The sequence below is a fragment of the Chryseobacterium sp. A321 genome (assembly GCF_054489265.1).
The window spans coordinates 99379-113481 of sequence record NZ_JBTMWZ010000001.1 but is presented as its reverse complement, the minus strand read 5'-3'; the positions used below and the strand labels follow the sequence as shown (position 1 = coordinate 113481).

General features: G+C 41.9%; 15 protein-coding genes. All 15 read right to left on the bottom strand.

The genetic code is table 11. From position 1 onward, the window contains the following. Positions 1-71 precede the first annotated feature (71 nt). Complete coding sequence (locus ACX3PZ_RS00560; RefSeq protein ID WP_459111780.1) at positions 72-1451, bottom strand: NADH-quinone oxidoreductase subunit N; 1380 nt, start codon at positions 1449-1451, stop codon at positions 72-74. 10 nt (positions 1452-1461) lie between these two features. Beyond that, positions 1462-2955, bottom strand: a complete 1494-nt coding sequence (locus ACX3PZ_RS00555; RefSeq protein WP_459111779.1) for a complex I subunit 4 family protein — start codon at positions 2953-2955, stop codon at positions 1462-1464. A gap of 2 nt (positions 2956-2957) precedes the next feature. Then, positions 2958-4871, bottom strand: coding sequence for an NADH-quinone oxidoreductase subunit L (gene nuoL / locus ACX3PZ_RS00550; RefSeq protein WP_459111778.1), 1914 nt, complete (start codon positions 4869-4871; stop codon positions 2958-2960). Between the two features lie 6 nt (positions 4872-4877). After that, positions 4878-5207, bottom strand: a complete 330-nt coding sequence (nuoK, locus tag ACX3PZ_RS00545; RefSeq protein WP_459084496.1) for an NADH-quinone oxidoreductase subunit NuoK — start codon at positions 5205-5207, stop codon at positions 4878-4880. Positions 5208-5210: 3 nt separating this feature from the next. Then, positions 5211-5708 carry an NADH-quinone oxidoreductase subunit J family protein gene (locus ACX3PZ_RS00540; protein WP_459084497.1) on the bottom strand — a complete coding sequence of 166 codons (498 nt, stop codon included), beginning with the start codon at positions 5706-5708 and terminating at the stop codon, positions 5211-5213. Then, positions 5708-6256: a NuoI/complex I 23 kDa subunit family protein gene (locus ACX3PZ_RS00535; protein ID WP_459084499.1), complete on the bottom strand. Its 549-nt coding sequence runs from the start codon at positions 6254-6256 to the stop codon at positions 5708-5710. The genes ACX3PZ_RS00540 and ACX3PZ_RS00535 overlap by 1 nt, the downstream gene beginning before the upstream one ends. Positions 6257-6320: 64 nt before the next feature. After that, complete coding sequence (nuoH, locus tag ACX3PZ_RS00530) at positions 6321-7382, bottom strand: NADH-quinone oxidoreductase subunit NuoH (RefSeq protein ID WP_459084501.1); 1062 nt, start codon at positions 7380-7382, stop codon at positions 6321-6323. Between the two features lie 56 nt (positions 7383-7438). After that, on the bottom strand, positions 7439-8452 hold the full coding sequence (locus tag ACX3PZ_RS00525) for an NADH-quinone oxidoreductase subunit G (RefSeq protein ID WP_459084502.1): 1014 nt from the start codon (positions 8450-8452) through the stop codon (positions 7439-7441). 29 nt (positions 8453-8481) lie between these two features. Further along, positions 8482-9333, bottom strand: a complete 852-nt coding sequence (locus ACX3PZ_RS00520) for a hypothetical protein (RefSeq protein ID WP_459111777.1) — start codon at positions 9331-9333, stop codon at positions 8482-8484. A gap of 1 nt (position 9334) precedes the next feature. Continuing rightward, positions 9335-10690 carry an NADH-quinone oxidoreductase subunit NuoF gene (nuoF, locus tag ACX3PZ_RS00515; RefSeq protein WP_459084505.1) on the bottom strand — a complete coding sequence of 452 codons (1356 nt, stop codon included), beginning with the start codon at positions 10688-10690 and terminating at the stop codon, positions 9335-9337. 15 nt (positions 10691-10705) lie between these two features. Beyond that, a complete protein-coding gene (locus ACX3PZ_RS00510; RefSeq protein ID WP_459084506.1) occupies positions 10706-11215 on the bottom strand; it encodes an NADH-quinone oxidoreductase subunit NuoE family protein in 510 nt (169 codons plus the stop codon). Positions 11216-11297: 82 nt separating this feature from the next. Further along, complete coding sequence (locus tag ACX3PZ_RS00505; RefSeq protein WP_459111776.1) at positions 11298-12521, bottom strand: NADH-quinone oxidoreductase subunit D; 1224 nt, start codon at positions 12519-12521, stop codon at positions 11298-11300. Positions 12522-12547: 26 nt separating this feature from the next. Continuing rightward, positions 12548-13042, bottom strand: coding sequence for an NADH-quinone oxidoreductase subunit C (locus ACX3PZ_RS00500; protein WP_459111775.1), 495 nt, complete (start codon positions 13040-13042; stop codon positions 12548-12550). A 62-nt stretch (positions 13043-13104) separates the two neighbouring features. Continuing rightward, positions 13105-13662 carry an NADH-quinone oxidoreductase subunit B gene (locus tag ACX3PZ_RS00495; RefSeq protein ID WP_459084509.1) on the bottom strand — a complete coding sequence of 186 codons (558 nt, stop codon included), beginning with the start codon at positions 13660-13662 and terminating at the stop codon, positions 13105-13107. 24 nt (positions 13663-13686) lie between these two features. Further along, complete coding sequence (locus tag ACX3PZ_RS00490; protein WP_459084510.1) at positions 13687-14058, bottom strand: NADH-quinone oxidoreductase subunit A; 372 nt, start codon at positions 14056-14058, stop codon at positions 13687-13689. Between the last annotated feature and the right edge of the window lie 45 nt (positions 14059-14103).

Sequence of the window (14103 nt, the reverse complement as noted above, 5' to 3'; positions counted from 1 at the left end):
TTCGCAGTACTTCTTGACGTAAAATGGCCTTTCCAATCTGGAAAGGCCATTTCTTCTTTTATGTAAGCCAATTAGCTTGCAAACTGCATGGCAAAGAGATCAGGGTAGACTCCTAAAGCAATGAGCACAGCAATTACAAATAAGGCCACGATTTTGTACGTCAAAGAGGAGGTCTCGGAAGTCTTGAAAGTAGTTTCTTTAAAGAAGAACATTGCCATAATCAATCGAAGGTAATAGGCAATCGAAACGGCAGATCCTAGAATGGCGACAAGCACCAAAAAGACTGCGCCATCCATGGCTTGAGCAAAGAGACTAAATTTCCCCATAAACCCTGCCGTTAATGGCACTCCTGCCATCGAAAGTAGGGAAACAGTCGCAACCACGGCTAGGATAGGTTCGGTTTTCGCCAAGCCTTTAAAGGCGTTGTACGAGGTCTCTCTTTTTAGTTTTTCGACCCAGATTAGACAGAGCATTACCCCTACCGATGCAATTGCATAAACAAATAGGTAGAAAGCCAAATTATAAGTAGAGAGAGAGTTGAGCCCATAAAAAATGAGTGCTATATACCCGGCGTGGGAAACAGAAGAGTAGGCAAGCATTCTTTTTGCATTGGTCTGAGCAAGACCCATGGTGTTGGCCAGTAACAAGGTGATGATCACCATAATTCCTAAAATATTGAACCATTGATCGTAGACTCCAATAAAGGCAATGGTCATCAATCTAAAGAGGGCATAGAATCCTGCAATTTTAACGACACTCATCATAAAAGTGGTGACGAGCGAAGGAGAACCTTGGTAAACGTCCGGACTCCACATATGAAAAGGAGCGAGTGCAACTTTGAATCCCATCGCTGCAATCATCATTATCACGCCCATGATAAGCATTAAGTTCGAAGGATATTCAATTGCATATTGGTGAATCTGATAGAGATCAAAGCTTCCGGAAGTTCCGTAAATTAAAGCAATACCAAAGAGTAGGAATCCGGTTGCAAAACAACCCATTAAAAAATATTTAACCGAGGCTTCGTTGGATCGTAAGTTGGTTTTGCTTGCTCCCGCCAGAACATAAAGTGGAATGGAGAGAATTTCAATTCCTAAGAATATAGTAACTAAGTTTTGATACCCAAAGAGTACAATAGCTCCACAAACCGAAAATAGCATCAATGCATATAGCTCAGATTGATGAGAGCGGTGGTTGTTAAAGGAGAAACCTCCTAAGAAGAAGATTAATAGGGTAATGACTAGGGTAAGTTTTGTAAACAGGGCCGTATTGGCTCCGTATTCGTACATCGAATGGTACTTAAGAAAGAACGAAGGTTCCGGTAAATAACTTACATAGAGGGCGACTAGAAGTCCCGCGATTCCAAGGTAACGTGCATATTTTCCTTGGTTAAAAACTCCAGAAAATAGGGCTGCAATTGCGCTTATGAAAACAATAATTAATACACTCATTTTATACTTATTAGTTTACCATGGATTGGTAGATAAACGTCAATGAACTTCCGACCAAATCAAGGATGGGTCCGGGTACGACACCAAAGAAAATCACGCACCCTGCAAGGGTAGCCATGACGATGAATTCAGAGGTGGATAAATCTTTTGTACTCTCCAGGATAGAAGGGTCTCCTGAATTTAACATCGTATGACCGTAGGCTCTAAAGAGATATGCCGCAGCTAAAATAATCGTGATTCCCGCAATAATGGCTGCTAGGACATTGTAATCAAAGATGGATTTTAGTAGAATAAATTCTCCGATAAAACCATTGGTCAAGGGTAGTCCTACTGATCCAAGTAGCACAATCATAAAGAGCACCGCAAACTTAGGGGCCGTTTTGGCAAGGCCACCCATTTGGCGAATGTCTCTGGTTTGGAATCGTTTAATTAAGATGTCCGCACAGTAGAACAGTCCCACGATATTGAATCCGTGAGCAAAAGCCTGCACCAAAGCTCCTTCTCCTCCTTCAATTGTCCACGTACCCTTAAGTACGAGTAGGGCTGAGGCAAAAATACCTGCGACCATCAGGCCGACGTGAGAGAACGAGGAATATGTGAAAATTCGTTTGATGTCAGTTTGTATGAGAGCAATTAAGGCACCGTGGAGGACTCCTACGATGGCAAGAACCAGAACGATGGTTCCGGATATACCTGCAACTGCGTCCGGCGCGATCGGGAGTAGATAACGTAAAATACCGTAAATCGCCATTTTAAGCATGATCCCAGAAAGAAGCATGGTTCCCTGAGTGGGAGAATAGGTATAGGTGTCGGGTTGCCATGTATGAAACGGAAAAACCGGTAATTTGACGGCAAAAGCAAAGAAAATAAACCAAAAAACGACGGTTTGCTGATTTAAGTTCAGAGCTGCATTGTACATGTCGGTTAAGGCAAACGAAGGAGAGTAGAGGTACACGTAGATAAATCCACCAAGCATAAACAAAGAGCCCACAAAAGTGTACACGAAGAATTTCGTGGTAAACTTAAGCTTTTTGTCCTCTTGACCCCAAAGACCCGCGATGAGCCAAATCGGAATTAAAGTAACTTCCCAAAAGATGTAGAATAAAAGTCCGTCCAACGATGTGAACACACCAACGAGTCCGAACTGCATCAATAGGATTAATGCATAGAAGCTAGAGCGGTACGGATTTTTTTCATTGAACGAAGAATAAATAATCAGCGGCACCAAAATGTTGGTAAGTAAGAGCAACAGCATAGACATACCATCGATCCCGAAATGTAGGGTACTCTTTACAAATTGCAGCCACGGGTAGTTAATTTCATGCTGCAATACTTGGTTCACCGTTAAAGACGAGTCCAGACCACTAAAGGTGCACAAGGTCACAATTAATTGAACGATGGAAAGGCCTAAGGCAATAAACTTACTGCTTTTTCCTTTCAAGAAAAACAGAACGATAGCGCCTAATAGGGGCAGCAGTAATAATGCTAATAAATGATACGACATTACTATTGTAATATAAAGTTAACGATCAAAATAAGTCCGACGGCAAGAGCCATCACGAGTACGTAGTTCTCTACGTTTCCGTTTTGTAGACGTTTCATGGATTTTCCACTTTCTTCGGCACCTTCTCCTACGAAATCTACCGCTTTGTCCAGGATGGAAACATCAAACATTTTACCTGCACGACCCAGTCCCTCGACCGTGCGTACAATTAGGGCATTGTATAGCTCATCTATGTATAGTTTCCGAGCAGAGAGTTTCTCCCAGCCTGTGTATTTTGAATCTTCTAAGGCTAGTTTATTCTTCGTTACATACAGGTGTCTAACGACCATCCATACAATAAAGAACATGGCGATAGTAAGGGCTAGAAGAATCAGTTCAGTGGTATGACTCAGTCCCTGTAAATTTGCCTGAATTTGGCTTTTGACCGTATCGGTTAAAACGGGGCTAAGCCAGTGCTCTAGGTTTGCAAATTTACCCTCAGCAATGAGATGCGGTAGGTTTAAGAATCCACCCACTACAGATAGGACCGCTAAGACCACAAGAGGTAAAGTCATATTCAAAGGACTTTCGTGAAGATGCGCTTCTTGTTCCTTTGTTCCTCTAAAGCTTCCATGGAAGGTCAAGTAATAAAGACGGAACATATAGGCAGCGGTCATCGCTGCAATGGCGAAGAGTAGTACCCAATAAAGTGGACTTTTCGCCCAAGTAGCCACAAGGATTTCATCTTTGGAAATCATTCCTGAGAAAAGAGGCATTCCAGAAATAGCAAACGTACCGATTAAGAAGGTAATGTGCGTGATTTTAATTTTGTCTTTAAGTCCTCCCATTAGGCGCATGTCTTGCTCTCCGCTCATCGCGTGAATTACGGAACCTGAACCTAAGAATAAAAGGGCTTTAAAAAAGGCATGTGTCATTAGATGGAACATAGCAGCAGAGTAAGCTCCGACTCCTAAGGCAACGACCATAAATCCAAGTTGTGAAACTGTGGAATAGGCTAGAACCTTTTTGATATCATTTTGTCTCAATGCGTAGAACGCGGCAAGTAACGCGGTGAGAAGTCCTATGAAAAGGATTCCATCCATTACAGTAGGGGCAAGGACATACAGAAAGTTTGAACGAACCACTAGGTAGATTCCGGCAGTTACCATCGTTGCAGCATGGATTAGAGCCGAAACCGGGGTAGGTCCTGCCATCGCATCGGGTAACCATGTGTAAAGAGGAACTTGAGCGGATTTACCTACGGCACCTATAAACAATGAGGCACAAATGAATATGATTACACCTGAATCGAGTTGAAATAGGGATGCATTTTGAGCCACCGATAGGTAATCAAGTGCATTGGTATGTTGGGCAATCATGAAAATACCCATTAGAAGACCTAAGTCTCCAATACGGTTCATTATAAAGGCTTTTCGTGCCGCTTTCCCAAATTCTTTGTTTTCGTACCAGAATCCAATGAGTAGGTAAGAACAAAGTCCTACGCCTTCCCATCCAATGAATAGAATTACATAATTGGATCCCATGACAAGCAGCAGCATCATAAAGATAAACAGGTTCAAATACGCGAAAAAGCGATGAAACCCTTTGTCTGTATGCATGTATCCGATAGAATACAAGTGGATAAGAGATCCAATTCCTGTGATGATTAAGATCATCATTAAGGAAAGTTGATCTATTTGAAAGCTAAAATTAATTTGCATTCCATGAATGGTAAACCACTCAAAAGCGCGTACAATCACAGGCGCTGAGTCCGCTTGGAAGTTTAAAAAGAGATACCCCGCTATTAAAAAGGAACCTAAAACCATGAGTGAGGCAAGGGTGCCCACAACTATTTTGGGTAAGTTTTTTCCAAAGAGTCCGTTAAAAACAAACCCAATGAGAGGTAATAAAACGATTGCGTAAACCAAATTTTCCATTGTTTGTTATCCTCTTAGTTTGTTAAAGATGCTTATGTCTACCGATTTTGTATTTCGATACAACATAGAAATAATGGCGAGTCCCACAGCTACTTCGGCAGCGGCTACAACCATGATGAAAAACACTAGTATTTGACCGTGTCCGTCTCCACTATAACTAGAGAAGGCTGCAAGCAAAAGATTTACTGAGTTTAGCATCAGCTCTACACATCCTAAAATAATGATGGCATTTTTTCTCAGAAGCACTCCTGTAACTCCTAAGCAAAAAAGCAGTGTGCATAGAACTATGAAATAGTTCAGTGGCACGGTTTGAATAAATGTATTAACGTCTCCCATAACTTATAATTCTCTTTTACCGATTAATACCGCTCCTACAATCCCAGCTAGGATTAAAATAGAGGCCAATTCAAAAGGCAGTACATATTCATTAAATAGCAATCGACCTAGGTTTTTTGTAAGTCCTACCGTGTAGTCAGTTCCTTCGGCCGCATAAATGTTTTCACTCACACCTCTAAATGCGCCTAGCATTCCAATAAGCAGGATTCCTCCTGCAAAGACCCCAATAAATTTAAGAGTATTTTGCTTTTTACTTTCGTCCATCTCATTTAAATTAAGCATCATAAGTATGTAGAGGAACAAGACCATAATGGCGCCTGCATACACGATGATTTGAACGATCCCTAAAAATTGTGCGTTTAGAAGCACATACATACCAGCAATAGAGAACATTGTAACGATTAAAGAAAGAACCGCGTACATTGGACTTTTAGCAAAGACAAAGTAGAAGGCACTCGCTAGGGCAATTGCTGCCACTAAGAAAAATAAAAACTGTTCCATTACTTGACGGCCTTTTTTTGAAGTTCACTTTGACGCTCCGTGATATCAATGCGATTGTTGATATCCTCCACTAGTTTCTCTTTGCCATAGATAAAAGATCCACGGTTCAATTCCACATCAACGAGTCGATCGGTTAAATAGATGGCAGATTTTGGACAGGCCTCTTCACACATACCACAAAAGATACATCGCAGCATGTTGATTTCATAAACCGAAGCATATTTTTCTTCGCGGTAAAGATTTTTTTCGTCCTGGGTACGTTCACTGGCTGTCATCGTAATGGCTTCTGCTGGGCAGGCCACAGCGCAAAGACCACAAGCGGTACAACGTTCTCTTCCCTGTTCGTCTCTTTTCAGGACATGAAGACCTCTCCATACTTTCGCACGAGGCTTTTCTACCTCAGGATATGAAAAGACTTTTCCCTTTGGACCTTCAATTGCGTGGCGCAGCGTTATTGCCATTCCTTTTACAATTTCCGGGAGGTATAGCTTCTCCATAAAAGTCATTTCCTTATTGGAAACTACTTTGGATCTGTTTGTTAATTTCATCTGATTCTATTTTGGTTTGGATCCTGAGGCTTTCTCCCTTAGATCTACAAAATGTTATTTTTTTTTAAGCGCCTGCAAGTAAAATTACAGCTCCTGTTACAACAAGGTTTAAAAGGGCAAGTGGGATTAATGATTTCCATCCCAGGTGCATCAATTGATCGTAGCGGAATCTTGGAATGGTCCAACGAATCCACATGAAGATCATAATACCAATCACAGATTTTGCGAGAATGGATACGATGCTTAAGATTCCCGCGACGTTTTCACCCCAATTTTGAGTGACCCATTCTATTCCGGGATAATTAAATCCTCCGAAGAATAAGGTGGCAATTAAAGCGTTGGAAATGAACATGTTTACGTATTCTCCAAACATGTACATCCCAAAGTTCATCGAGGAGTATTCCGTCATGTACCCGTTAACAAGTTCGGATTCACATTCTGGCAAATCAAAAGGATGTCGATTGGTTTCTGCCATAGCCGCTACAAAAAATATAATAAAGGCTAAGGGTTGATAAAAGATATTCCAATTAAGGCCGTCCACGGAAAAAAGTCCCCAAAGCTTTCCAGTCCCTTGATCCGTTACTATTTTCATTAGATCTAAACTTCCACTCATCATAATAATGGAGAGAAGAGATAGTCCCATGGCGAGCTCATAAGAGATCATCTGTGAAGAAGCACGAATGGCACCTATAAGAGAATATTTGTTATTCGAGGCCCAACCTCCAATCATCATTCCGTAGACGCCAATGGAAACCATTCCAATCAGAAACAGAACTCCGACATCAATGTTAGCGACTTGCAAGGCAAAGGAATCTCCCCCGATGTTTAGTGTTTTCCCCCAAGGGATAACCGCTCCTGTAATTAGGGCGATAAACATGGTAATAGAAGGTCCTAAGATGAAAAGAAAGCGTTCTGCATTTTGCGGAATAAAGCCTTCTTTAAAGAAGAGTTTTCCTCCGTCTGCTAAAGGTTGCAAGAGTCCAAAGGGACCCGCACGGTTAGGGCCAATTCGGTCTTGTAAAATAGCGGCCAACTTTCTTTCTCCCCAAGTAGAATATGCTGCAATCCCCAAGGAAAGTGCAAAGAGACTGACGACTAGTATGATCTTAAAGGTGATTAAATCCATAGTTCTGTACTTTACTTACCAATTAATTATCAATTGGATTTTTTTCTTTTTTCTATTTACGTGTGAGAGGAGGAGTTCTTGTCTTCTGCACTAAGTTCTTTTGCTCCTGGATTGTCTAACAAAAGATGTTCGTCTTGCGGTTTTTGGTAATGGTTGAGTGAAATTACCGAATGACGATCGATAGCTCTAGGTCCTTCTACCTTCCAAAACTTAAGGTCTTTTTTCTCAAAACGACACGTGTTGCAGATCCATTCTTCGCTTTCGCCATACTGATTCTGTCTAGCCGTCACACGGATTACTTCTTCTCCCTTCATCCACAATACTACATTTCCAGAGCATTTCTCACAATCACATGATGCATCCATAGGTTTGGTAAACCAAACGCGTGAAGCAAAGCGCGAGGTACGGTCCGTTAAGGCTCCTACTGGACAAACATCAATCACGTTTCCGTAAAAATCATTGTCTAAGGCCTTGTTTAGATAGGTCGATATTTCTGCATGCTCGCCACGGAATAGAATTCCGTGTTCTCTTCCCTCCGTTAATTGGTTTGCAGCAAGTACACAACGTGCACAAAGGATGCAGCGGTTCATGTGCAGTTTGATGTTAGGTCCAATGTCCTCGGGTTCAAACGTGCGTCTTTCAAATTCAGTTCGAGAGTGTGAGACTCCATGTTCATAGCCTAAATCTTGCAAGTGGCATTCTCCGGCCTGATCGCAAACAGGACAGTCCAAAGGGTGATTAACAAGGAGGAATTCGGTTACTGCACTTCGAGCCTCTTGGGTTCTTTCCGACGTTAGGTTTTTAATTTCCATCCCATCCATGACGGTGGTTCTACAACTGGCAACCAGTTTGGGCATGGGTCTAGGATCTGCATCGGAGCCTTTGGAGACTTCTACTAAACAGGTTCTACAACGCCCTCCACTGCTTTCAAGGGGCTTATAATAACACATCGCCGGAGGCACGGATTTGCCGCCAATGAGTCTGGCCGCTTCTAAAATAGTGGTTCCAGGATCTACCTCGACACTTTGTCCGTCTACGGTGATTTTGAATTTTTTAACTTCTTCGCTCATTATAGTTGAATTCTAAAATGAATTAATTATTATTTTACTTTAAAAATATAGCCAACCCCAAAATTAAGTTGCCCAAACATAAAGTCTTGTGAGGCTTTATCGGGTTTGTTGTTTAAGGTGGTTTTTATATCGGGCATATTAATATAACCGACTTTGCCTTCTACTCTGGCCATCCATCGTTTCCAAAAGATGACATTGATATTGGTTCTCGCATCAAGACCGAAACCTGCCACGTGAAAACGATCGCTTCTTTCGTTTCCGAACAATTTTACGTTACTCTTGGGCATTAGCATTCCAATTCCACCCCCGTAACTCCATAAGATATCAATCTTTTCCTTTTTGAGGATTGGTTTGTATTTCTCCAAACCTAAATTGATGTAATTTAACCCGTCTGTATGTTCAAAGGTTAAAAATTCGCTGTCGCTTAAATTAACCTCTCCATTTTGCACTTTTGCCGCATATACAGGATCTGTGATTTCTCCTTTGAATCCTACGGTTTGGTCTTGGTCCATCACATATTTCATGTGGTCTTGAGCAATCACAAGCGCCAAATCATCCTTGAGGAAATATCCCAATCTAAAATTAAATTGAGGAATGGAAATTTTTCCGGGATTGATATAATCTAAACTTAACTTCGAAGGACGATCGTGCGCCACGACATTTTCTAAAGTGAAGTTATAGTCTGCTCCTTTGAATCGAATGTCAGAATCGGTAAATCCTGCTCGATTCCACCCCCAAAAGACAAACATTTGTCCTTTTTTGGATAAAGGTTGAATCTCGAGATCCAATTCTTTTTGGTTTTGCAGAGTGTCGGTTTCTTGGGCATAAGCAAAATGCACAGCTCCAAAAAGAATTACAAAAATTTGAAAGATCTTCTTCATTTTATTCGGCACTTGCCGCTACTGGAATTGGATCTGCATAATTTGCAAGTCCATAATTTTTTGTTAGGGCTTCCGGATTGTTTATATGCCATTCGAATTCGTCTCTAAAATGACGGATTGCAGCTGCAACAGGCCATGCGGCTGCATCGCCTAGAGGGCAAATCGTATTTCCTTCAATTTTTCTTTGAATATCCCAAAGAAGATCGATGTCCTCCATGGTTCCTTGTCCTTGTTCAATTTTCTTAAGTATTTTATACATCCATGGAGTTCCTTCACGGCACGGTGTGCACTGTCCACAACTCTCATGGGCATAGAACCGGGATAGGGTCATGGTATGCTCTACGATGCACTGATCTTCGTCCAGTACTTCAAATCCTCCTGACCCCATGGAAGTACCCGTCGCAAATCCGCCGTCCGCAAGAGATTCGTAATTCATGAGTCTGGGTTCGCCGTTGATGGTTTTCAAAAGTAGATTGGCTGGAAGAATAGGAACGGAGGATCCACCAGGGATGCAGGCTTTTAGTTTTTTTCCATCCTTAATGCCCCCACAGTATTCCTCTGAATAGATGAATTCTTCTACTGAAAGGTTCATGTCGATTTCGTAGACTCCGGGTTTGTTTATATTTCCACAAGCTGAAATCAGCTTGGTTCCCGTGGAACGTCCCACTCCAATTTTCGCGTATTCCGCGCCGCTCATTTCAATAACAGGAACAACGGCTGCAATGGACTCCACATTGTTTACTACAGTCGGTCTTTCCCAAAGGCCTTTCACAGCCGGGAAAGGAGGTTTCAGTCTTGGATTTCCTCTTTTTCCTTCTAAGGATTCTAAAAGGGCAGTCTCTTCTCCACAAATGTAAGCTCCTGCTCCTCTTTGAACATAGATTTCCAAATCAAATCCAGAACCTAAAATGTTTTTGCCCAGGAATCCTGCCGCTTTCGCCTCGTCTATTGCCTGTTCTAAAATGTCAGGTATCCAAGAGTATTCTCCACGAATGTAGATATAGGAAACGTTGGCCCCCAGACAGTAGGAGGAGATAACCATTCCTTCGATCAGTAGGTGAGGTAGAAATTCCATGAGGTATCGGTCCTTAAAGGTGCCGGGCTCAGATTCGTCTGCATTAACCACAAGGTGTCTTGGAACTCCTTCGGGCTTAGCCAAAAAGCTCCATTTTAAGCCGGTTGGAAATCCGGCTCCTCCACGTCCACGCAGTCCCGAAGTTTTTACTTCTTCGAGAATTTGCTCTTGGGTCATTTTGAAGGCTTTTTCAGCCGCTTCGTAGCCTCCGTGCTCGCGGTAGACGTCGAAGTTTCTAATTCCTTCTATATGTGCGTTTTTAAGTAAAAGTTTTTTACCCATTTCTCCTTCTATAAATTAATCCAAAGCGAGGGCTCCCTGTCTGCATAGAGCAAGAATCTCATCCACTTTTTCAGTAGTTAAATTTTCATGATAAAACTTGCCAAGCTGAAGCATTGGGGCATACCCACATGCACCTAAGCATTCGACAGGCTTAAGAGTAAACATTCCATCCGACGTAGTTTCTCCGTCTTTAATTTGCAGGGTGGTACGGATGTGGTCTAAAATTTTCTCACTTCCTCTTGTTAAACAAGGACCTGTTCTGCATACTTCGAGTACATACTTACCCATTGGATTCATATTGAACATCGTGTAAAAAGTGGCAACTTCGTACACCTCAATCGGTTTGATTTGAAGTAAACTTGCCACGTAGTCCATTACAGGAACATCCAACCATCCGCCAAATTCTTTTTGGGCAAGATGCAAAATTGGAATCAATCCCGATTTTTGTCTCCCTTCAGGGTAACGGGCAATTATTTTATGAACCTTTTCTAAAGATTCGGGTTTAAAAGCAATTGTTTCGCTCATGGTATAGAATTCTATAGTGTTTTACTTTGGAGTCAAAGACTTTGTTTTTCAAAGCAAAACGGTTTTCAAATACGTCGTTTTATTAGGCGTCAAGTTCTCCGGCAATGACATTCATTGAACACATAGTGACAATGGCATCCGAAATCATTTGACCTTTAATCATTTCAGGGTAAGCTTGGTAAAAGATAAAGCAAGGACGTCTAAAGTGAAGTCTGTAAGGGCTTCTGCCGCCGTCGCTCACAAGATAAAATCCAAGTTCTCCATTTCCTCCCTCTACACAGTGGTATACCTCGCCTTTAGGAACTTCTGTTTCTCCCATGACAATTTTGAAATGGTAGATAAGAGCCTCCATGCTGTTGTAGACTTCTGCTTTTTCTGGAAGATAAAATTCAGGTACATCTTCATGGAAGTTTCCTTCCGGTAGATTTTTATAAGCTTGTTCAATGATTTTTAAACTTTCCCAGACCTCGTGTTGCCTTACCATGAATCGGTCATACGTATCACCTGCGGAACCTATCGGCACCATAAAGTCAAAATCTTCATACGAAGAATAAGGAGAGTTTACACGTACATCGTAATCGACACCAGCCGCTCTTAAGTTGGGGCCCGTAAATCCATAGCTTAAGGCACGTTCTGCCGAAATGGGTCCGGTTCCAATGGTTCGGTCCATGAAGATTCTATTTCTTTCGTTCAAGGCACAAAATTCACCCCAAATTTTTGGGAATTTTTTTAACCAAGTCTGAAGAAGTTCGTGGAATTTAGGAGTGAAATCTCTTTCAAAACCACCAATTCTACCCATGTTAGTGGTCATCCTTGCTCCGCAAATTTGCTCGTACATTTCGTAGATGGCTTCACGCTCTCTAAAGAGGTAGGTAAGTCCAGTGATCGCTCCTGCATCCATTGCAGTAACCCCATTGCAAACCATATGGTCTGCAATTCGGGCGAGTTCCATCATAATCACTCGCATGTAATCGACACGTTTGGATACTTTGCATCCAATTAGTTTCTCCACCGTCATGTGCCAACCTATATTGTTAATAGGTGCCGAACAATAATTCATTCGGTCGGTGAGGGTCGTGATTTGTGCGAAATTCCGTCGTTCTGAAATTTTTTCAAACGCGCGGTGAATATACCCAACGGTTTGTTCACCGTGGACAATTCGTTCCCCGTCCATTGTAAGCACGTTTTCAAAGATACCGTGCGTTGCCGGGTGAGTAGGTCCGAGGTTCAGCGTATAGAGTTGACCGTCTATTTGTTCCTTGGCATCGAATTGGTTAATTATATTGGAGAGTTGATTGTCTTTCATAATAGGCTCTTGTTAATGGGTAGGCATTATCTACCAAACATGTTATCGTCCTTGTCGCTTCGGGTTCCGTCTTCGAGACGGTATTCTTTTAGCATAGGGTGGTATCCCAAATCCTCCATGTTTAAGATCACGCGAAGGTCAGGGTGACCTGAGAATTTGATTCCAAAAAAATCATAGGTCTCTCTTTCCATCCAGTTGGCTCCTGCGTAAAGATCAGTAAGGGTTTCAAACTCGGCACCTTCTTTTTTGGTAAAGGATTTAAGTCGTAAACGAAAGTTTTCCTTCATGTTATGAAGATGGTAAATTACACCCAGCTCATTGTCGGTATCCTCTGGATAGTGAATGCCCGTAATGTCCGTTAAAAAGTTAATCTCGAGCGAAGAATCGCGTAAAAAATGGACGATTTTTTTTAAATCCCCTTTCTTTACTACTAGCGTTAACATACCGTAGGGTTCACTAAAGGAGAGTATGCTATCTTGAAATTCTCTTTGCAGAGCTTCTAAAACGAATTCGTTATTCATGTTGTTTCTTTATTTGCGCAGGCTTCCCTAAAGAGGTCTGCTTTATTGTGCCCTCAAATAGTTTAGTTGATTCCGTACGATTCTAATAAAGCTTTGTACTGGTCCGAATCTCTTCTTCGAATGCTTTCACTTTCTGCCAAGGCTTGTACCTGCATGACTCCTTCAATGATTTGCTCTGGTCTCGGAGGACAACCGGGTACATAGACATCCACAGGAATGATCTTGTCGATTCCTTGTAACACAGAATATGTGTCAAAAATTCCTCCGCTAGAGGCGCATGCACCTACTGCTACAACCCATCTAGGTTCTGCCATCTGAGTGTATACTTGCTTAAGCACGGGGCCTAATTTCTTAGAAATAGTTCCACAGACCATTAGCATATCCGCGTGGCGTGGAGAAAAGGAGTTACGTTCCATACCAAAACGACTTCCGTCGTAAGTGGGGTTCAGAAACGCCATGTATTCAATTCCACAACAAGAGGTCGCAAAGGGAAGAGGCCAAAGGGAGTGTTTTCTTGCAAGTCCCACCACACTACTAAGCTGGGTAGCGAAGAAACCTTCTCCTTCAAGTCCTTCCGGTGGAGTTGCGTCCATTCGAATTACGGGTTTGTTATCTGACATAATGTTTGTTTTAATAATTAATGTTTACCGGTCCCAATCTAAGGCCCCACGTTTCCAAACGTAAAGAAAGGCCAAGAAGAAAATAGAGACAAACGTAAGTACGGCTAAAAAGCCTTCGATTCCAAACTCGCGGAAATTCACCGCGTAAGGATAAAAGAATACGATTTCTATGTCGAAAAGAACGAATAGAACCGCGGTTAAGAAATATTTAACAGAAAAGGGTGTTCTTGCATTTCCTTCGACATCCACACCGCATTCGAAACTTTCGTTTTTCTTCGTATTGCCCTTTACTTGTTTGGGTCCAAGAAAATGGGTGCCGAGAAGAGATAAGAGCACGAAACTAAGTCCTATCAATCCTTGGAAGAGTATAGGGATATAATTTTCAGGTAAATTCATAGCAACTGCATTAAATAGTAGATGCAAATTTAATGAATTAATGAT

Coding starts and splice junctions, on each gene's coding strand:
- ACX3PZ_RS00520 (WP_459111777.1), bottom strand. CDS start 9,333: ATGAAGAAGATCTTTCAAATTTTTGTAATTCTTTTTGGAGCTGTGCAT.
- ACX3PZ_RS00525 (WP_459084502.1), bottom strand. CDS start 8,452: ATGAGCGAAGAAGTTAAAAAATTCAAAATCACCGTAGACGGACAAAGT.
- nuoL (WP_459111778.1), bottom strand. CDS start 4,871: ATGGAAAATTTGGTTTACGCAATCGTTTTATTACCTCTCATTGGGTTT.
- ACX3PZ_RS00495 (WP_459084509.1), bottom strand. CDS start 13,662: ATGTCAGATAACAAACCCGTAATTCGAATGGACGCAACTCCACCGGAA.
- nuoK (WP_459084496.1), bottom strand. CDS start 5,207: ATGGGAGACGTTAATACATTTATTCAAACCGTGCCACTGAACTATTTC.
- ACX3PZ_RS00500 (WP_459111775.1), bottom strand. CDS start 13,042: ATGAATAACGAATTCGTTTTAGAAGCTCTGCAAAGAGAATTTCAAGAT.
- ACX3PZ_RS00560 (WP_459111780.1), bottom strand. CDS start 1,451: ATGAGTGTATTAATTATTGTTTTCATAAGCGCAATTGCAGCCCTATTT.
- ACX3PZ_RS00505 (WP_459111776.1), bottom strand. CDS start 12,521: ATGAAAGACAATCAACTCTCCAATATAATTAACCAATTCGATGCCAAG.
- ACX3PZ_RS00555 (WP_459111779.1), bottom strand. CDS start 2,955: ATGTCGTATCATTTATTAGCATTATTACTGCTGCCCCTATTAGGCGCT.
- ACX3PZ_RS00490 (WP_459084510.1), bottom strand. CDS start 14,058: ATGAATTTACCTGAAAATTATATCCCTATACTCTTCCAAGGATTGATA.
- ACX3PZ_RS00535 (WP_459084499.1), bottom strand. CDS start 6,256: ATGAAATTAACAAACAGATCCAAAGTAGTTTCCAATAAGGAAATGACT.
- nuoF (WP_459084505.1), bottom strand. CDS start 10,690: ATGGGTAAAAAACTTTTACTTAAAAACGCACATATAGAAGGAATTAGA.
- ACX3PZ_RS00510 (WP_459084506.1), bottom strand. CDS start 11,215: ATGAGCGAAACAATTGCTTTTAAACCCGAATCTTTAGAAAAGGTTCAT.
- nuoH (WP_459084501.1), bottom strand. CDS start 7,382: ATGGATTTAATCACCTTTAAGATCATACTAGTCGTCAGTCTCTTTGCA.
- ACX3PZ_RS00540 (WP_459084497.1), bottom strand. CDS start 5,708: ATGGAACAGTTTTTATTTTTCTTAGTGGCAGCAATTGCCCTAGCGAGT.